At 37.3% G+C, this 19,363-nt stretch carries 15 protein-coding genes; 2 read left to right on the top strand and 13 right to left on the bottom strand.

Features of this window, described 5'->3' with window-relative positions; all coding sequences use genetic code 11:
- Positions 1-43: 43 nt before the first annotated feature.
- The 11 genes from ACHABW_RS11615 to ACHABW_RS11565 form a co-directional block, all read right to left on the bottom strand.
- The gene (locus ACHABW_RS11615) at positions 44-1,519 is read right to left on the bottom strand and encodes a gluconokinase (protein WP_435755462.1); all 1,476 of its coding nucleotides are present in this window, start codon (positions 1,517-1,519) and stop codon (positions 44-46) included.
- A 228-nt stretch (positions 1,520-1,747) separates the two neighbouring features.
- On the bottom strand, positions 1,748-2,548 hold the full coding sequence (larE, locus tag ACHABW_RS11610; RefSeq protein WP_435755461.1) for an ATP-dependent sacrificial sulfur transferase LarE: 801 nt from the start codon (positions 2,546-2,548) through the stop codon (positions 1,748-1,750).
- A 47-nt stretch (positions 2,549-2,595) separates the two neighbouring features.
- Positions 2,596-3,366, bottom strand: coding sequence for an SDR family oxidoreductase (locus ACHABW_RS11605; protein WP_435755460.1), 771 nt, complete (start codon positions 3,364-3,366; stop codon positions 2,596-2,598).
- Positions 3,367-3,384: 18 nt separating this feature from the next.
- On the bottom strand, positions 3,385-4,653 hold the full coding sequence (locus ACHABW_RS11600) for a lactate racemase domain-containing protein (RefSeq protein ID WP_435755459.1): 1,269 nt from the start codon (positions 4,651-4,653) through the stop codon (positions 3,385-3,387).
- A 354-nt stretch (positions 4,654-5,007) separates the two neighbouring features.
- Positions 5,008-6,081 carry a Gfo/Idh/MocA family protein gene (locus tag ACHABW_RS11595; RefSeq protein ID WP_435755458.1) on the bottom strand — a complete coding sequence of 358 codons (1,074 nt, stop codon included), beginning with the start codon at positions 6,079-6,081 and terminating at the stop codon, positions 5,008-5,010.
- 63 nt (positions 6,082-6,144) lie between these two features.
- Positions 6,145-7,005 carry a sugar phosphate isomerase/epimerase family protein gene (locus ACHABW_RS11590; RefSeq protein ID WP_435755457.1) on the bottom strand — a complete coding sequence of 287 codons (861 nt, stop codon included), beginning with the start codon at positions 7,003-7,005 and terminating at the stop codon, positions 6,145-6,147.
- Entirely contained in the window at positions 7,002-8,012 is a 1,011-nt protein-coding gene (locus ACHABW_RS11585) for a Gfo/Idh/MocA family protein (RefSeq protein WP_435755456.1), read from the bottom strand. Before ACHABW_RS11585 ends, ACHABW_RS11590 begins: the two co-directional genes overlap by 4 nt.
- A gap of 64 nt (positions 8,013-8,076) precedes the next feature.
- Positions 8,077-9,234, bottom strand: coding sequence for a Gfo/Idh/MocA family protein (locus tag ACHABW_RS11580; protein WP_435755455.1), 1,158 nt, complete (start codon positions 9,232-9,234; stop codon positions 8,077-8,079).
- 369 nt (positions 9,235-9,603) lie between these two features.
- Positions 9,604-10,458 carry an AraC family transcriptional regulator gene (locus tag ACHABW_RS11575; RefSeq protein ID WP_435755454.1) on the bottom strand — a complete coding sequence of 285 codons (855 nt, stop codon included), beginning with the start codon at positions 10,456-10,458 and terminating at the stop codon, positions 9,604-9,606.
- A gap of 56 nt (positions 10,459-10,514) precedes the next feature.
- Positions 10,515-12,512, bottom strand: a complete 1,998-nt coding sequence (tkt, locus tag ACHABW_RS11570) for a transketolase (protein ID WP_435755453.1) — start codon at positions 12,510-12,512, stop codon at positions 10,515-10,517.
- 79 nt (positions 12,513-12,591) lie between these two features.
- Positions 12,592-13,431, bottom strand: coding sequence for a LarC family nickel insertion protein (locus tag ACHABW_RS11565; RefSeq protein ID WP_435755452.1), 840 nt, complete (start codon positions 13,429-13,431; stop codon positions 12,592-12,594).
- Positions 13,432-13,616: 185 nt separating this feature from the next.
- Between ACHABW_RS11565 and ACHABW_RS11560 the strand changes: the two genes are divergently transcribed.
- The gene (locus tag ACHABW_RS11560; protein WP_435755451.1) at positions 13,617-14,783 is read left to right on the top strand and encodes an ROK family protein; all 1,167 of its coding nucleotides are present in this window, start codon (positions 13,617-13,619) and stop codon (positions 14,781-14,783) included.
- A gap of 258 nt (positions 14,784-15,041) precedes the next feature.
- On the opposite strand, the gene gndA is transcribed toward ACHABW_RS11560, so the two are convergent.
- Together gndA and uxaC are read right to left on the bottom strand one after the other, a co-directional pair.
- On the bottom strand, positions 15,042-16,451 hold the full coding sequence (gndA, locus tag ACHABW_RS11555; RefSeq protein ID WP_435755450.1) for an NADP-dependent phosphogluconate dehydrogenase: 1,410 nt from the start codon (positions 16,449-16,451) through the stop codon (positions 15,042-15,044).
- 33 nt (positions 16,452-16,484) lie between these two features.
- Positions 16,485-17,882, bottom strand: a complete 1,398-nt coding sequence (gene uxaC, locus ACHABW_RS11550) for a glucuronate isomerase (protein WP_435755490.1) — start codon at positions 17,880-17,882, stop codon at positions 16,485-16,487.
- Between the two features lie 324 nt (positions 17,883-18,206).
- On the opposite strand from uxaC, the gene ACHABW_RS11545 reads away from it, so the two are divergent.
- Complete coding sequence (locus tag ACHABW_RS11545; protein ID WP_435755449.1) at positions 18,207-19,049, top strand: MurR/RpiR family transcriptional regulator; 843 nt, start codon at positions 18,207-18,209, stop codon at positions 19,047-19,049.
- Positions 19,050-19,363 lie beyond the last annotated feature (314 nt).

The following is a 19,363-nucleotide window of genomic DNA, read 5'->3' as shown; positions in this document are numbered from 1 at the left end:
GATCACTTCACCTCTTTTATTTTCTGCACGCCATGTCACAATATTAAATGAAATGCTTTGCTAAATCCTTCGCTATACTCTCATATTTTTCATAGATATTCGAATACTTTTCATGATTTACCATGTTAGGTCTTATCACCTTTTCACTTGGTAAATTCTCTTTAATTCCTTCAAAGGACTCTACCTTTTTGATTCCGACTAAGGCTGTCCAAGCAGCTCCCCATGCGGCATTATGGTGAGTATCAGAAAGGTGTATATCCTGACCAAATATATCTGCCATGATTTGCACCCATAGTGGAGATCTTGTTAATCCACCATTGACACTGATTTTTTTGGGTTTTCCTGCTATTTCCTCCAAAGATTTTCCTATTTCATAAATATTGAACGTTATTCCTTCGAGAACTGCACGTACTAAATGTTCCTTTTTATGGCCTATGCTCAGTCCATAGAAATTACCTTTAGCCTGCTGATTCCAGAGAGGAGCCCTTTCGCCATTCACATACGGAAGAAAGATGATTCCTTCTGCCCCAGGTTCCACTTTTTCAGCTTCTGTGGTCAGTTCATCGTGGCTACCTTTAAAGTCTAATAAGTCTTTTAACCATTGTAATGCAATACCGCCATTATTTGTTGGACCACCGATAATAGCCGTATCTTCTGTAAAAGCATACGTAAATGTTTCATGCTTCTCATTAACTTTTGCACCATTGATAAATTGTCTAATTGCTCCACTCGTTCCTACGGAAACGTTTACTTCCCCGGGAGAAATCGATCCATTTCCTAAGTTTGCCAGTTGGCCATCAGCAGCCCCTATCACAAACGGAATCTCCTTACTAATACCGATTTCTTCTGCAATAGCAGGATTCAGATTCGTTAACACTTCGGTCGGATGCACAGTTTCAGACAGTTGATCTTTTTTTAAACCGGCAGTTTCTAATGCTAACTCATCCCAACTATACGTTTTTAAATTAAATAGCCCAGTAGCCGAGGCCATTGAATAATCTACCACACGTCTACCGAACCATTTTTCTAGCAAAAATTCCTTCATGGACATGAAATATGTTGCTTTCTCATATGGTTCATAATTTGTTTCCTTCATCCATACTAACTTTAGGAGGGGAGACATAGGATGAATCGGTGTTCCTGTTCTAGAATAAATGTCCATGCCTATTGTATTCATTAGCTTTTCTGCTTGGGAACTGCTTCTTCCATCAGACCAAATGAGCATTTGTGATAATGGTTGAAAGTTATCATCAACACAAATAAGCGAATGCATGGCACAGGAAATACCTACAGTTAATAATTCATTACTTTGTACCTCTTCCTTTTCCATAACTTCTTTCATAGCAATTACAGCTGAACGTTCGATTTTATTCGGATCCTGCTCTACCCAGCCTGGTTGAGGATACTCTGTGGTAATCATCTGTTCAGACTCAGTAATCATCTTTCCACTTAAATCAAACAGGACGACCTTTACACTTGTTGTTCCTAAATCAAGCCCGATGACTAATTCCCTTAACATTATGGCATCTTCCTTTTCAAAACATTTTAATTTTTAAAACCTGGCTTTCACGAACCTTAATGTGCTATAGAAAATATAACCCTGTATGACAGAGCAGTCTTTTATTAATTACAGTGTAAGCTTAGGTCCCAACGTGCGGCGTGAAGCTAGCTGCCATATGTATACTTTCTTGTCCTTTGAAAAAAAGCTTTGGAGCTTCCTCCAAAGCTTTAGCTATCTTGTTAAAATCTATGATAGAACTTTATTCATACTCCCGCTCTTATATCCAATTAGATCTAATGTGATATATTTATATCCAAAACCTTGCAGTTTTTCGGAAATCACTCCATGTTTTTCTAACACGACTTTCATATCCTTTGGTTCCACTTCAATTCTAGCAATTTCGTCATGAGTCCTGACCCTTACTTGTCGAATGCCTAATGATTTCAGATATGCTTCTGATTTATCAACTTTCGTCAGTTTTGCTTGCGTAATCGTCTCTCCATAAGCAATGCGTGATGATAAACAAGCAAATGAAGGTTTATCCCATGTTGGTAAATTTCTTTCACGAGATAACTCTCTTATTTCTTCTTTAAACAAATCAGCTTCCTGTAAAGGACCTCGAACCCCTTGTTCCTTTGCCGCCTGCATTCCTGGACGGTACTCACTCAAGTCATCTGCGATAACACCGTAAACAACATTCTCGTACCCTTTACCTTTCATGATAGGTATTAAATGATCGAATAAACTGTTTTTGCAGAAATAGCACCGATTCTTATCATTTTCCGTATATCCAGGGATCGCTAATTCAGATGTCTCGACAATTTGATGTTCCACGCCAATCAATTTCGCAAGTTTTTTTGCTTCCAATAACTCACTACTTGGGTATGTTTCTGAATCGGCTGTTACCGCCAGAACTCGTTCTTTCCCTAATGTGTCTACAGCAGCTTTTAAAAGAAAAGTACTATCTACCCCACCAGAAAATGCTACGACAACTTTATTCATATCTTGGAGAATTGACGATAACTTTTCATACTTTACATTTAACATTGTCTCATCTCCTTTCTAAAGCTAAACATGATAATGTTGCTTACTTCTTATATTGTCATACTTCCAAATCCGCCGTCAACACGAAGGAATGTACCTGTAACAAATCCAGAAGCTTTATCAGAAGCAAGATAAACTGCAGCTCCTTGGAGTTCCTCAGGATCACCAAAACGATCCATTGGTGTGTGCCCCATTATGGAAGCAATCCGCTCTTCACTCAGGATTTTCCGGTTTTGTTCTGCAGGAAAGAATCCTGGAATGATTGCATTCACCCGGATGCCATATGGCGCAAATTCTCTTGCTAAAAATTGAGTCACATTATTCACACCTGCTTTTGATGCGGAATACGTAAACACCTTAGATAATGGTGTTGTTGAAGAGACAGATGAGATGTTAATGATACTGCCTTTTCTTTCTTGCTCAATCATTCTCTTAGCAAATACTTGTGTCGTTAATACGAGTCCTTTTAAGTTGACATCCATAATGTCATCCCATTCATCCATCTCTAAGTCAAAAAACGGTGTCGGACTATTTTTACCAGAAGAGTTTAACAAAATATCCCAACCACCTGACCACGCTTCAATTTCACTCGCAAGTTGTTCTACTGAATCACGTGAACTGACATCTCCGTAAAATGCTTTTGCGGTACCACCATTTGCCTGAATTTCTTTTACTACCAATTCCGCCTTTTCGATATTACGACCAACTATCGCTACTTGCGCACCTTGATCAGCTAATCCTTTAGCAATTGAACTGCCTAATACTCCATTACCACCTATTGCTACAGCTGTTTTACCTGTTAAATCAAATAAGGTACTCATGATTAATATCCCCCTGTTTTAAAACAGATTTCCGTCATTATTGAATTCTAGTTCGTATAAATTAGAAATCTGTTCCGTATTTGAATTTTCGTTTACATCTTTTATTAGTGCTTCTGACACTTCTATCTCACTTAACTCTAATGTATTTTTAATTCGAACCATCTTTACTTTTGTAAAGTCCAATATATTACATGTTTTAATCGCTGCCTGAATTCCCTGTCGATCATCTGGTAAAGTTGTAGAAATATGAGTTGGTCTAACTACTGTTGATGTTAAACCATTTGCATACGTAGTATCACGGTCCATCTTGTCCACAAGGCGTTGTGTCGTAAAATCTGATGTTCCGACTCCGTTCGCATTTCCTTCTGTTTGATCTGTTAAGTCGAGTACCACCATTTTCGTTACATCGGGGCCTCCGTGTGGATAAGGTGTCGGATATCGACCGGTAATATTCGGATCCATACCATCTCCACTAATATTTTTACCGATTTTATCGATCACCAGAACATCTATTTGGTCAAAATAAATCTTAGGCAAAAGTTTCTTTGCCATTTTTTGCAGCTCCGTCTCTCGTTCTTCTACTTCTGCTGGAGCTAAGGCTTCTATTTTCACGACCTTATCAAACGCATTTTCCACAGACGCAACTGCAAATAGAATTGGCATCTTATCCATGATCATCTTGGCCATTTCAGGTACGAACTCGTGCATATGCTTAAAGCCTAGTTGATGGCACGCTTCAGCTCCTTTTTGTTTCCCAAGTCCAATACTGATCATTTTCATAATGCCACTCTCAACTGGACCCCGAAATGCTGTGTGTGGCTTGACTCTGTTAATGACCACAATCCCATCTGCTTGTGACGATATTTTATCTATATAGACTGGCAGACCATTATCCAATTCTCCTATTTTTATTACTTCCATAGAAGAACGTATTTCTGCATGAACACTTTCCTTCGTTATCCCTAAATGTTCAAGAACAGCTTTCTGCCCCTCGTCGGTAGCACCTCCATGACTTCCCATGCAAGGTACTATGAAAGGTTTAGCTCCTAAATCCTGAAGAAATTCCACTGTACCAGCGGTCAAATCTACAAGGCGGTCCAAACCTCTGCTCCCCACGGCAACAGCTATTTCCATTCCTGGTTTTACTGTTTTTCTTATATAATCCTTATCTAATTCTGCTTGTAAGACGGCATCAAAGTCTTCTACTTTGGCTGTTGAAAAATTCTGCTTCACTTTTGCCATCTTTGGAACAGGGATATCCTTTAGCAAATCTTGAATAATACCCATGGATTATGATCACTCCTTTTCTCTACAATGTTAATAGTAAGTCCCTTTTATATTTTTATTCCCATTAAAACGCACGTTAATCCCTCTTATATACAAGTAATGCTATTACTTGTATCCTTTTCAAGACATTAAGTATGTTCTTTACTTTCATTTCGAATTAATTTACCCGTCAAACAAATTGATGATTATAGATTATCATTGCATGTATATTTAGTCAAGAAAAGTATAGTGGTACAAGCATTAGTTGGACTATTTGTATGTTTTTGCACCTCTTAAAAGACGCTAGAGATAATATATAAAAAGTGCTGCCTTAAAATCAGTCATTGACTAATTTTGAAAACAGCACTTTAAAACCTACTTTGTTACAACCACTGCTTGTTCTTGTGCCTCTAAACACAGTTCTGCAGCTTTAAATGCGTGAGCCTGAGTCATCGCATTTTCCGTACGATGAATACAATCCTTGATGAACTCACCAAAGAATGGGAACCCTACTTCTCCTGATAGTTTAAAGTGTTTTTCACCATTTTTATTTACAAGGAATAAGTGATCACCGGTTTCTTCTCGAGCCACATCAACGTATTTACGAATTTCAATCGTTCCTTCCGTTCCCGTAATGAAAGTACGTCCATCACCCCATGTGCTCAATCCATCGGGTGTGAACCAATCTACTTTAAAATATTGTGTCGCACCATTATCCCCACGTAACGTGGTATCACCGTAATCCTCTAATTCTGGATAGTCAGGATTATTATAGTTCCCCACTTTACTGTGTAATATTTCCGCATCTTCACAGCCTGCATAATATAAAAATTGTTCTATTTGATGACTACCAATATCACATAGAATCCCACCATATTGTTGTTTATTAAAAAACCAATCCGGACGACTTGAAGCATTTAATCGATGCGGACCAAAACCAGTCACTTGAATAACACGACCAATGGCACCATCTCTAATAAGGTCACCCGCAAACACCGCACCTTCTACGTGAAGGCGCTCACTGAAATAAACCATATATTTTTGTCCTGTCTCTTCAACTACTCGCTTCGTTTCTGCCAATTGAGCTTTTGTTGTGAAAGGCGTTTTATCTGTAAAATAATCTTTTCCTGCTTTCATTACTTTATTACCAAGTGCACTTCTCTCAGATGGTATGGCGGCACCAGCTATTAATTTAATCGATTCATCGTCTAAAATTTGTTCTAAGGAGTCGGCTACTTGAACGTCTGGAAACTTTTCAAGGAATTCATTCACTTTGTTCGTATCAGGGTCGTACACCCATTTCAAACTAGCTCCTGCTTCCACTAATCCATTACACATTCCGTAAATGTGACCATGATCAAGTGCTACTGCTGCGATTTGAAATTCACCTTCTTTTACAACTGGGTTCGGTTTCCCTTTTGGCGCATACGTCATTCCGTCTTTACTCATGAAACATTACTCCTTTATTCCAATCTATTTGATATTCTTTTTCATTTTCTTTTTTGCTACTCATTAAAACCAGTCAGAGTAACCTAACTTTCTTAAGTTATCACCTGATCTTTTCAAACAGTCAAAAGGATCCCGACCGTAAGTATCATCTTGCTCAATCAAGAAATATTGCGATCCACTCTCAAGTCCAGTCTCAATAATCGCTTTCATATCAAGGTTTCCTTCCCCAATTTCTGCAAATTCAATGAGATTGGTGAACTTTCCGAAGAATTTACCCATGTCTTTGAAATCTTCTTCCTTCACATCTAATGTTCCGATACGATAATCTTTTAAGTGCAATAATGCAATTCGACCTGCATATTGTTTAATCATTTTAACAGGATCTTCGCCTGCTCGCTGAATCCAGTGAACATCTAATTCAAAACCTAGTTTAGATGTGTTATTTTTCATCATATCCAATAGATATTCTCCATCGTATTTCTGGAATTCAATATGATGTGTATGATAATACAATTCAATCCCATGTTCAGCCAAGCGCGCTGCCATTTCTTCAGCATCGTTGATAAACTCCATTATTTTATTTTTATCCGCCATTTTATTGAATGGTAACATACCAATGCGTAAAAAATTACAGTCTAAAGTTTTACAATCATTAACAATCTTGTCGAAGTTATCTTTCAAGGTTTCCCCTTCCATTCCAGGTAGCATTGGCTCTAAAGGGGCAGAAAGTGCGGCAATTTCGATATTGAAATCTTCACTTGCTCGCCTTAACTCTGATACATTTTCTTCTGTCATTGGAATTTGAGAAACTTCCACTGCATGGTATCCCAGTTCATTTAATTTCCTCATCGTTTCATAGACACCTAGCTCTTCAACCTTGCCTTTAAGCATCATCATCTGAACTCCGATTTTACCTTTTTTCATTGATAGACCCCCATATTAATCTCTTTTTTTAATTCGGATGATTTTCGAATTGTACTGATCATTTCCATTGATACTTGTGCTTCTTTCACATGGATATAATCGTCTGTATCATTTATAATGCAATCATAGAACTGATCTATCAATTTTGAATGGCTCGCTCCGTAATAAAACTTGCTTCCGGGTAACTTTGCATCTTCAATTACTTTCTCTTTTTCCCCATCACAATGAGCCTTTGTCAAGATGCTATCTTTAATTGTTAACTTTCCTCTTTCCAAAAGAACTTGTAGTTCAACGGATGAGTTTGTTGCATTGGTCACGGTTGCAAAAAACAATCCTGTTGCACCATTTTTAAATTTAATATTAGCTGTAGCAGTATCTTCTACCTCATATCCATAATCAACTAAATTATCGATAGATCCTCTTATTTTATGAATTTCCCCACCGATTAACTGCATGAAATCCAACGTGTGAATGGCTTGATTGATCATCACACCCCCACCTGCATATTTCATGATCCCTCGCCATGGTTTGACATCATAATATGACTTAGGTCGAAACCAAGTAACAAGTCCTTTTAATCCAGTTACTTTTCCGTACTCACCACTATTAATAATCTCTTGAATTTTTTCAACGGTTTCATTTAATCGGTTTTGAAGACTCACACATATTTTAACATCTTTATATTTTTCTTCTAATTTGACTAGAGCCATTCCCTCTTCTGCATTCCGTGCAAGGGGCTTTTCAAGGAAAACGTCGATCCCTTTTTCAACACACGTTTTTGTTGCAATATAATGAAGATAGTGTGGCAAACAAATGTGAATACAATCTAATTTTTCCTTTTCCAACATATCCAAATAATCGGTATAGAAAGTGACGCCTTCCACTGAATTTTTTAAAGTAACATCAATATCACATACCGCCACTAAATGTACGTTTGGGTTTGCTTCAATAGCTGGTATATGAATTTTAGAAATGTCACCAAGTCCAATAACAGCAACGTTAAGCATAGACCCACCCCCTTTTGAAAACTAACTCACAACCTTAATCGGCAATGAGTTAGTTTAGATTGTATTATTTATTACGTGTTTGTTTTTCTTCTTCAATCTTTTTATTTAATTCAGAAAGATACAATTCTTCATCAACTGGTAAATCGACTTCTTTCCCTAACCAACTTGACAAATGAATGGCATTTGCTAAAGCAACGCCATGAATGCCATCACTTCCTGGTGCTAATAAAGGTTCACCTTCTAGAATATTTGCAGCAAAGTTCTCCATAACGGCAGTGTGTTGCGCCCCCCATACACTTTCATACTCTAGTACTTCTTCGTCAAAAATTTCACCAGCACTATCACCCATGAAAATTTTCATCACATCTTGCATGGTCATCGTATCGCTCATCTCAGACTCAGGTTGCTTTAGTCTTTTAATCGTCACTTTTTTACTATCATCTACAACAATTTTACCTTTATCCCCTAAAATTTCGAAACGGTCTGTCCCCATAATGTCATGTGTACAAGTAACAAATACACCAGTTGCGCCATTTCCATAATCGAGTATTGTCGTTACCTCATCCTCAACGGCAATGTCTCGCTGATACCCGTATTTCACATTAGAATAAACTTTTTTTGGAATCCCGCAAATCCATTGCAGTAAGTCTAATTGGTGTGGTGCCTGATTTACAAGAACGCCACCACCTTCACCGTCCCATGTGGCTCTCCAAGCACTTTGGTCATAGTACCCTTGTGGTCTCCACCAAGTTGTAATAATCCAGTTTGTTCGACGGATGCCGCCAATATCACCATTGTCAATAACTTCTTTCACTTTTTGGTATAGTTCATTTGTTCGTTGGTTGAACATTATACCAAATGTTAATTCCGGTTTTGTTTCAGCAAATTCGTTGAGTTCTTTCACTTGCTTCGTATAAACCCCAGCTGGTTTTTCTACTAAAGCATGGATGTTTCTTTTTAACGATTCGATTCCCATTTCAGGATGTAAATAGTGCGGTACACAAGTAACGATGGCATCTATATCTCCACTATCTAACATATCAACATAATTTTCATAAAATGGGACATCAGAATACTTTTCTTCTGCTATTGCTTTTTTTTCTGGATCAGTGTCACAAATTGCACCAATTTCCATGTTTTTGACTCTACCCTCTTTAATAAATCCTGCATATGCAGCACCTTGTGCACCTAATCCGATAATACCAAGTCTTACTTTTTTCATAATCAACTTCCTTTCATTTTTTTAATATAAAATAAACAAACTTGAATATTCTTAATATACTTGCACGTTAGTGCAATTTTTTTATGCTAAATTATTACTAAATACGTAAACAGTTTCAAGTCATCTTCCGAACAATGTAATCCTTTTATTTATTACAAGACGTGTAGTGGAACTAATTACATTGTATAAGAAAAAGACATGTATATCATTACCTAGTACTGTTTATATTTTTCGTGAAATTGACTGAGACTGCTCTACTAATGAAAAAAGTTATTCTAAAAGATTCCTCTTTGAAAATAACTTCATTAAAAATCTATTTATTTTGACTGTGGAAAGGTAATGCATCAATAGACAAAAGGAGTAGCCTAGCTAGTTACGATATTCACTCAGTCGTAATCGTCGGTATCCCTTTGGTGTTACTCCCACTTTTTGGCGGAAATAGCGGCTAAAATGGGCTACACTTTCAAAACCACAATCATAAGCTATATCTTTTAATTGTTTATCGGGTTCCATTTCAAGAGTATACTTTACCTGCGTTAATCGACATGCCATTAAATATTCCATCACTGTAAATCCAGTCATTTCTTTGAAAACATGAGATACATAAGATTTACTTAAATTTAAACTTTGTGAAATTTTTTCTATCGATAGTTTTTGCTTGAAGTTAACTTGAACATAAGCTGCTATATTTTCAGCATGTTCGGCTTTTGCTCCCTTGTTATTCGGAATTTCAGTATATTCTTTTTCACTAAGATGATCGACTATAATCAATACTTGTAATAACAACACTTTAAGTTCTGTTTGTGTTTGAATAGCTTGATATTTATGATTTTGTTGTAGATCAGTCATTTGTTGTATCAGGCTTGATAAGCGCACAGATTCTCTGTTTTCATTCGTTCGAATCAGACAATGATGTAGCTTTCGGAATACTTCAAGTAAATAGTGGCTACCCATCTCATCCAACACACCGCTTAGCCATTTAGGTGAAAAATGAATATGACTCCTAGTATATTCACTATGGTTTAGAACATTCGCTCTATGCAAAGCCATACCATCCATCAATAAAATATCACCTGGTTGTAAATCATAAATTTGATTGTGAATCAAATACCTGCATGAGCCAGCATGGAACAAATATATTTCATATTCTTGATGAGAGTGATAGTCAAAAGAATATCCGTAGCTTCCTTGTAAACGATAATGAACCATGAGTTCTTCATTCAACTAAATCACTCCTTTCAAGATTAATGTTATGGGACCCTCGTAATCACTATAACAATTTATTTTTCTACTAGTTGTTTGAAACGGGAGACCACACTTTCAACTGTAAATCCATATTCTTTCATGATACGGTCTCCTGGTGCTGAGGCACCGAATGTATCAATTCCAAGAACGGAACCTTGGTCCCCTGTGTAACGATCCCAGCCTAGTGTGACAGCCATTTCAATTCCTAAACGGAGTTTAATATGTTTGGGTAGAACAGACTCTTTATATTCAACAGACTGCAGTTCAAAGCGATCCCAGCTTGGCATACTAACGACTGAAACTTGGATACCTTCTTTATCTAGAGCCTTTTGAGCTTCTACTGCTAATGAAACCTCAGACCCGGTAGCAAGAAGAAGTCCATCTACGTTCCCACTTGCTTTTGACACAACATAAGCACCTTTCTTCACACCTTCATAAGCGTTCTCCTTCGAAGCAGGAAGCGTAGGCAAATCTTGGCGTGTCAGCACAAGTGCGGTTGGCTGGTCTTTCGTTTCAAGGGCTATTTTCCAAGCAGCAGCGACTTCGTTTCCGTCAGCCGGACGAATGACAGACAAGCCAGGTATAGCACGCAGTGCCGATAACTGCTCAACAGGCTCATGCGTTGGACCGTCTTCACCTACAGCAACACTATCATGGGTAAATACATATGTGACAGGTACATTCATGATCGATGAAAGTCTTATAGCTGGACGTAAGTAATCAGAGAAGACAAAGAATGTAGCTACGTACGGCCTTACCCCTCCATGAAGGGCCATCCCATTGGCAGCTGCGGCCATGGCAAATTCACGCACGCCAAACCAAATGTTTCGTCCGCCATAATTGTTTCGGCTGAAGTTCTCTTCACCTTTTAACATTGTTTTATTTGAAGAAGCTAAATCAGCTGAGCCTCCAATAAGACTTGGAACTTTTTTCGCTAGCGCATTTAGTACATCGCCTCCTGAAGCGCGTGTTGCAGCTTTATCTCCTTCTTCGTAAACCGGTACATCCTCAGCCCAACCTTTCGGGAGTTCGCCTTTGATCACAGTTTTAAGCTTTGCTGCAAGCTCTGGGTGTGCTTTATTATATCCCTCAAACATGTCATTCCATGCTTCTTCTTTTTGTTTTCCTTTTTCAGCAAGCTTTTCATAATGAGCTCTTACTTCGTCCGGTACATGAAAGTCTTCCTCAAATGTCCATTTGTAGGCATCTTTTGTTAACTTTATTTCATCTTCACCTAGCGGAGCACCGTGAGAGGCTGATTTTCCACTTTTATTAGGAGAACCGTAACCGATCACTGTTTTTACTTCGATAAGGGTCGGGCGGTCATCATCTTTAGCTGATGCAATGGCTTTTGAAATTTCCTCTAGATCATTTCCATTTTCCACTCTAATCACTTGCCAACCGTAAGCTTTATAACGACCTTCCACACTTTCTGAGAACGACTCATGCAAATCACCATCTAACGAAATATTATTGGAGTCATACATTACAATGAGTCGACCGAGTTTCAAATGTCCAGCTAACGATGATGCTTCTGCAGAAACACCTTCCATTAAATCTCCGTCACCACAAATGCTGTATGTAAAATGATCAACGACATTGTACTGATCACGATTGTACGTAGCAGCTAGATGACGTTCTGCCATGGCAAATCCGACAGACATAGCAAGACCCTGACCTAAAGGACCGGTGGTAGCTTCTACTCCAGGCGTTTCCCCCACTTCTGGGTGTCCAGGTGTACGGCTTCCCCACTGCCTAAATTCTTTTAGATCTTCCATTTTTAAATCATAGCCATGCAAATGTAATAAGCTATACAAAAGCATGGATCCGTGCCCTGCCGACAAAATAAAACGGTCACGATTAAACCAGTCAGGATTAGCTGGATTATGATTCATATACTCGGAAAACAGTTTATAAGCCATTGGTGCCGCACCCATAGGCATTCCTGGATGACCAGATTGTGCTTTTTCAATGCTATCGATGGATAATGTTCTAATCGTATTAATAGATAAGTTCTCAATATTTGTTGCCATAATAAATCCGCCTCTTTTCTTATTTACATAAATTAGTTACTCAAATTTGTTGCTTTCACTTACTTAAAAATGATTACTGTTAATTTACATCTCCGATAATTACTCTAAGTACGTTAGGATGTGCTTTAAAAGTTTTTGTTCCAGCACCATAACCTATTGTCTCTACTTTCATCGAAGGTATTGAAGAAAATACCTCAGCTAGTACTGCAATGATTGCTGCTCCTGTTGGTGTTGTCAGTTCTGCTTTTATGTTCGTTTCAGCGATTGGTACTCCCCGTAAGATTTCAAGCGTAGCAGGTGCTGGTACAGGGTATACCCCGTGATCAATATGGATTTTTCCTGATCCTACAGGGATAGACGACGATCTAACTTCATCTATACCTAGGTCGTGAATTAATATGGAAGTCCCAACAATATCAATAATAGAATCTACTGCACCCACTTCATGAAAGTGGACCTTATCCAAAGGCATTCCATGAATTTTTCCCTCTGCCTCACCGATTTTCGTGAATATTTTTAACGCTGTCCTTGTGACTTCTTCAGAAAAATCCGCTGATTCAATGAGCTCCACAATATCTTTATAGGATCGATGATGATGATGGTGACCATCGGCGTGACTATGCGTATGATTATGGTTGTGGTTGTGATCATGAGTATGACCTTGATGGCGGTGGCTATGTTCATCGTCATCATGCTTGTGATTGTGATGGTGTTCTTCACTCATTAATACAACATCGAATTTCAGACTATTAATTCCGTTTTTAATGACTTTCGTCCACTTTAGTTCATACTCATCTTCCATATTAAGTTTCTTTAACTCTTCTTCTAATATTTTTTTATCTGCTCCAGCGTCAACTAAGGAACTAATGGTCATATCACCACTTATGCCGGAAAAACAATCGAAATATAGGATTTTCATTTCAAACACCTCTTTTTTTGCTATAATAATGTATTATTAGCTTTCCTATAAAAATTATAAATGTTTCTCAAATGTCTAGAGATGTATATAAGTTTAATTATATCGCCACTTTAGTATAAACTTAGTGTCTATTTTAGTATATAATTTGTTTAGCTAACAAATTAATGATTTGAAGGAGGAATTTCATGATCACAGCTGATGGAGCTTTTATAAAAAAAATAAACAGGAGTTTAATATTAAGCAAAATAAACGAAAATGGTCTCATTTCACGAGCTGATTTATCAAAAATCACAGGATTAAATAAAGCAACAATCTCCGTTCAGGTCGCTCGATTACTCGAAGAAGAATTAATTATCGAGACACGTCAAGAGCACAATGTAGTTGGCAGGCGACCGATCATGCTTTCAATAAATCAAGAAGCAGGATTTGTATTAGGAATCGACTTAGACAAACATGAGATTCAGTATACAGTGTCTGATTTGCTTGGTAATCCCGTTTACAGTTATACTAATAAACTTGAAACCGATAATTATGAGGAGATTGTTCAGATTCTCATCAAACAAATAAAAGCTTATATGGCCAAGTGTACTCACAGTCGTTATGGCTTGATTAGTGTCATGATTGGGGTGCATGGGACTGTAAATAAAAACGAAAGTATCTTGTTTATTCCAAAATTCCAATGGCACCATAAAGATTTGAAAACCGATCTCGAAAAAGAAATAAATATTTTCATATCCGTTGAAAACAACGCTAACCTTTCGGCATATGCCGAAAATGTTTACCGACATGATAAAAGTGATCATCTACTTACCCTCATCCTATCCTCCGGAATCGGAACTGGAATCATGATTGATGGGAAGCTCGAGAAAGGATACCATGGATACGCTGGTGAAATGGGACATATGATCATCTTCCCTGATGGAAAACTTTGTGAATGCGGGAATTTAGGTTGTTGGGAAGGTTATGCCTCGGAAACAAGCTTTTTAGAACAACTAGCGAGATCATTGAACAATCCTAATTTGTCATTAAACGATGTTCAAAAATTACTGGCAGATAAAAATATAATAACTTGCAAGCAGATGGACCAATTCATTAAAAATATTTCAATAGGAGTGAATAACATTATTAACTTGTACAATCCAGAAACACTTGTCATAAACAGTGAACTATTGCGATTGTACCCTGATGCAGTAGAGGAAATTAAAAGTAATTTAGTCTCCTCTGTGAGTCAATATAGAGAAATAGTTCTGTCAGATCTAGGGAAAAAAGCTTGTGTCATGGGAGCATGTGCACTAGCCATCCAACATTTCTTAGATATTTCTCTATCATTGGAAGAAAAAGAAGTAAATTAATCAGCTTTACTATTCCCAAAAGTATCGCTCTAAAACATAATATTCATTTACTTTCAAATTTTATTAATGCGGCCAGTATAAACAAAACTCCTCACACCTAGTAATGGCTTTTCTCTCCGCACGCAAATTAAAAAATGCGCTCCTAATTGGCTTTCAAAAGCTGCAGAGACTTTGCTCAATGCATCTGAAGGGCACTGAAAAAATAAAACTCGACTTTTTCAGTGCCCTTCAATTTTTACTATTTGTTGCATTTGTTATTTAAACCCACTTAGTATGAAATACACCTTCTTTGTCTTTACGCTGATACGTATGCGCACCAAAGTAGTCACGCTGTGCCTGAAGTAGATTAGCTGGTAAATCTTCAGAACGATAGCTATCGAAGTATGCTATTGCACTAGAAAGTGTTGGTACCGCAATACCTTGCTGAATGGCTAGTGAAACAACTTCACGAAGTGCAGATTGATACTCTTCAACAATTTCTTTAAAATACGGATCCAACATGAGGTTCTTTAAACCTGGTTCGTTATCATAGGCTTCTGTGATTTTCTGCAGGAATTGCGATCGGATAATACAACCTCCGCGCCAAATCATTGCGATATTTCCGTATGCTAAGTTCCAATCACTCTCTTCGGATTGAGCACGCATTTGAGCAAAACCTTGCGCATAAGAACAAATTTTACCCATGTAGAGTGCTTTACGAACTGCTTCAATTAATTCTGCTTTCTTTCCATCAAATTTAGTAGTTTTAGGTCCTTTAATTACTTTACTTGCTTCCACTCGTTCTTCCTTCATCGCTGAAATAAATCGAGCGAATACAGACTCTGTAATCAATGGGAGTGAGACCCCTAAATCCAATGCATTTTTACTCGTCCACTTCCCAGTTCCTTTTTGCCCTGCTGTATCCAAAATAACATCCACCAGTGGTTTACCGGTTTCATCATCGACTTTAGTAAAGATATCTGCAGTGATTTCTATCAAATAACTGTCCAATTCTCCTTTGTTCCATTCTGCAAAAACTTCATGAAGTTCTTTTGTATCTAGACCTAATACATTTTTCAAAATGAAGTAGGCTTCAGAAATTAATTGCATGTCACCATATTCAATGCCGTTGTGTACCATTTTCACGTAATGTCCGGCACCATCTGGGCCAATATAATCTGTACAAGGTTGTCCATCTACTTTTGCTGAGATAGCTTCAAAAATTGGAGCAACGAGTTCGTAGGCTTCCTTTTGTCCACCAGGCATAATGGAAGGACCTTTTAGAGCCCCTTCTTCGCCACCAGAAACCCCCGTTCCAATAAAGTGAATACCTGTTTTGTCTAACTCTTTATTACGACGGATGGTATCTTCAAATAGTGTATTCCCTCCATCAATGAGGATATCGCCTTTTTCAAGGTATGGTTTCAATGATTCAATCGTCGCATCTGTTGCAGGACCTGCTTGAACCATTAATAAAATTTTACGTGGTTTTTCCAAAGAATTAACAAACTCTTCAATAGTGGTACCTCCAACGAAGTTTTTCCCTTTTGCTTCTTCGTTTAAAAATACTTCTGTTTTTTCATAAGTACGGTTAAATACGGAAACAGAATATCCTCTACTTTCAATGTTTAATGCTAAGTTTTTCCCCATTACTGCTAAACCTATAACACCAATTTGTTGTTTTGTCATGTTCATTTCCTTCTTTCTATTTTAGTTTATGTTTTAGATAGAAAAGTATCGTTTAGCATTTTCATAACAAATTCCTCTTACGTACTTCTCAAGTAATGCCATATCTTTTGGTACCTTTCCTTCTTCTACCCAAGTCCCTAACAAGTTACATAGTATTCGTCTGAAGTAATCGTGTCTAGATAATGATAAGAAACTCCTAGAGTCTGTTAACATACCGATGAAATTACTAATTAGGCCAGTGTTAGCTAACGTTTTCATTTGGTCTTCCATTCCATCAATCGTATCATTATACCACCAGGCAGTTCCGAATTGAACTTTCCCAGGGACTTCTGCATTTTGAAAATTACCAGCCATAGCTGCAAGAACTTGATAGTCCTGGGAATTTAAGCTGTATAAAACTGTTTTTGGTAGTTTTCCTTTTACTTCTAAAGAATCGAGAAATTTTGCAAGTTTTTCCGCAACCCTTCTGTCGTTCATCGAGTCAAATCCGCTGTCTGCACCGATCCTCTCAAACATTCTTGTATTGTTATTTCGAAGAGGTCCTATATGGAGTTGCATTACCCATCCTTTATCAGCATATAGTTCACCTAATGTCTGCAACGTATGTGTTTTATATTGATTTGTTTCTCTTTCTGTTAATTCTTCACCATTTAGTCGTTTTTTAAATAAAGTATCTATCTCGTTACGATTCGATTCTTCGTAAAACATCACGTTAATACCGTGATCTGAACTGCGACAACCGATTTCACCAAAAAATTCGACACGCTTTGCTAATGCTTCCAAGAAATCACCATAACTATTAATCGAGACACCTGAAACTTCACTTAGATTTTCAACCCATGAGATAAATTCCTCTTTTTCAATTGCCAAACCTTTATCTGGTCGAAATGACGGTGAAACTTTACATTCATAACCTTCTCTCAACATCTTACTATGACTGTGCAAATTATCTATTGGATCATCCGTTGTACCTACAAACTCGACTTTATCTCTTTTCAGTAACGACCTTACTGAAAATTCCGGTGTTGCTAACTTTGCATTAGCTTCTTCCCATATTTCCGGTGCTGACTCTTCATTTAGTACCTTGTCGATATCGAAATATCTCAACAGTTCTAAATGCGTCCAATGATAAAGCGGATTACCAAATGTATTTGGAACTGTTTTTGCCCATGCCAAGAATTTTTCGTAATCGTTTTTACCACCAGTAATATAGGCTTCATCGATACCATTTGCACGCATTGCACGCCATTTATAATGATCTCCAGCAAGCCAAATTTCGGATAGGTTTGAGTAATTTTTGTCCTCCAAGATTTCTACATCGTTTAAATGATTATGATAATCAATAATTGGTAGATCTTTAGCGATGTTATGGTAAAGTTCTTTTGCTGTTTTATTGAAAAGTAAAAAGTCTTCTGTTATAAAAGTTTTCATCACACACCATACTCCCTTTCTATGATTTAGATCCTCTTAACCAAAAGATCCTATATGAACAATCTTCCCACTATCCTCCTTATTATTCTTAATTTGTTTGCCAAACAAACTATTTAAATATATATTAAATGTTAAAGGAAAACATTTCAACGATTATCGGGTGATTTAATCCGTTTTGCGAACCTTATGTTTTAACTCTTGGTTCCATTATATGATATTTCCTTTCTTTTTTCTACTATATTCAAAAAAAATATTTTTTTACCTATCCATTTACTCATTCTAACTGTAGATTTTATCAACAATAATTTATTTGGAGATGATCAAATGACTTCTAAAGAAAGCTGTCATTCTAAACATCGTATCCTTGCTTTATATTCTAGCTTTCGAGCAAAAGATAAGAAGATTGCAGACTATATTCTAGAACAACCTGACGAAATTATTCATTCGTCCATAAGCCAAGTAGCAGATAATCTTTGTGTTGCTGAATCGACTATTTTTCGTTTTTGTAAAAAAATTGGATTCAAAGGTTATCGGGCGATGAAAATCTCACTTGCCTCTGAAGTAGCTACTTGCAGGGCATATTTAAATGGATTCAACCAAGAATCAATCACAGAGAAAGTCTTTAAATCGAACATTCATGCGTTGGAAGAGACTCTATCTATTATTGATGGTGAGGTATTAAAAGAAGCTGTGAAATCGATTTTACTAGCTAATCTAGTACATTTTTATGGAGACGGAGGTTCTGGCGCAACAGTCTTAGACGCTCATCATAAATTCATAAACACGGGAATTCCGACTGCATCTTACACTGACTCACACCTTCAACTTATGTCTGCTTCACAGCTATCCGACCAAGATGTAGCTGTGTTTATTTCCCAAACCGGTTCAAATCATGACATCTTGAAAGCATTAGAAATCGCTAAAAATAATGGCGCAACAACGATAGGTATTACTACGCTAACTAAATCCCCCCTCAGTGATGGTGTCGACATTCCGCTTTATACTATTTCAGATGAAACTGATTACCGTTCTGAAGCCCTATCATCACAGCTCGCACAGCTTAGTATCATTGATGCACTTTATGTTAACGTCAGAATTGGCCTAAATGGACAGATGCAACAATCTTTATCTAAAATTCGTGATCTAAATTCAATGAAGAAAATCTAATAAAAGCGGTTAATTAAACACAATTTCTCGCGTTCATAATATCATGCCGTTGTAGTATTGTGTATGGTAGCTCGTGCTCTGGCTGACGTGACAGAGCACGAGCTACCAATTAAAAACAAAATTGTTTTTTCCATATAGGGATTGATATAGTGACAGGGTTGTAGTATGTTTTTTATAATTTGGTAGTTATGTTCTGAATATTTTTGACTTCACCTATATTATAGTGTGCGTTCAAGAATCTGTTGCAATAGCTACCCTTCATTGCTTCGAAGTTATTCAACAAGGGGAAAATCCATCTTTTGGAGGGAGTTTGT

The organism is Salipaludibacillus sp. CF4.18, assembly GCF_051262595.1.
Lineage (GTDB): Bacteria > Bacillota > Bacilli > Bacillales > Salisediminibacteriaceae > Salipaludibacillus > Salipaludibacillus neizhouensis.
Note: the sequence above shows the minus strand (reverse complement) of the source record. Positions and strands in the feature narration are given on the sequence as shown.

Coding starts and splice junctions, on each gene's coding strand:
- uxaC (WP_435755490.1), bottom strand. CDS start 17,882: ATGAAAACTTTTATAACAGAAGACTTTTTACTTTTCAATAAAACAGCA.
- gndA (WP_435755450.1), bottom strand. CDS start 16,451: ATGACAAAACAACAAATTGGTGTTATAGGTTTAGCAGTAATGGGGAAA.
- ACHABW_RS11605 (WP_435755460.1), bottom strand. CDS start 3,366: ATGAGTACCTTATTTGATTTAACAGGTAAAACAGCTGTAGCAATAGGT.
- ACHABW_RS11600 (WP_435755459.1), bottom strand. CDS start 4,653: ATGGGTATTATTCAAGATTTGCTAAAGGATATCCCTGTTCCAAAGATG.
- ACHABW_RS11585 (WP_435755456.1), bottom strand. CDS start 8,012: ATGCTTAACGTTGCTGTTATTGGACTTGGTGACATTTCTAAAATTCAT.
- tkt (WP_435755453.1), bottom strand. CDS start 12,512: ATGGCAACAAATATTGAGAACTTATCTATTAATACGATTAGAACATTA.
- ACHABW_RS11545 (WP_435755449.1), top strand. CDS start 18,207: ATGACTTCTAAAGAAAGCTGTCATTCTAAACATCGTATCCTTGCTTTA.
- ACHABW_RS11590 (WP_435755457.1), bottom strand. CDS start 7,005: ATGAAAAAAGGTAAAATCGGAGTTCAGATGATGATGCTTAAAGGCAAG.
- ACHABW_RS11615 (WP_435755462.1), bottom strand. CDS start 1,519: ATGTTAAGGGAATTAGTCATCGGGCTTGATTTAGGAACAACAAGTGTA.
- ACHABW_RS11580 (WP_435755455.1), bottom strand. CDS start 9,234: ATGAAAAAAGTAAGACTTGGTATTATCGGATTAGGTGCACAAGGTGCT.
- ACHABW_RS11565 (WP_435755452.1), bottom strand. CDS start 13,431: ATGAAAATCCTATATTTCGATTGTTTTTCCGGCATAAGTGGTGATATG.
- ACHABW_RS11560 (WP_435755451.1), top strand. CDS start 13,617: ATGATCACAGCTGATGGAGCTTTTATAAAAAAAATAAACAGGAGTTTA.
- larE (WP_435755461.1), bottom strand. CDS start 2,548: ATGTTAAATGTAAAGTATGAAAAGTTATCGTCAATTCTCCAAGATATG.
- ACHABW_RS11595 (WP_435755458.1), bottom strand. CDS start 6,081: ATGAGTAAAGACGGAATGACGTATGCGCCAAAAGGGAAACCGAACCCA.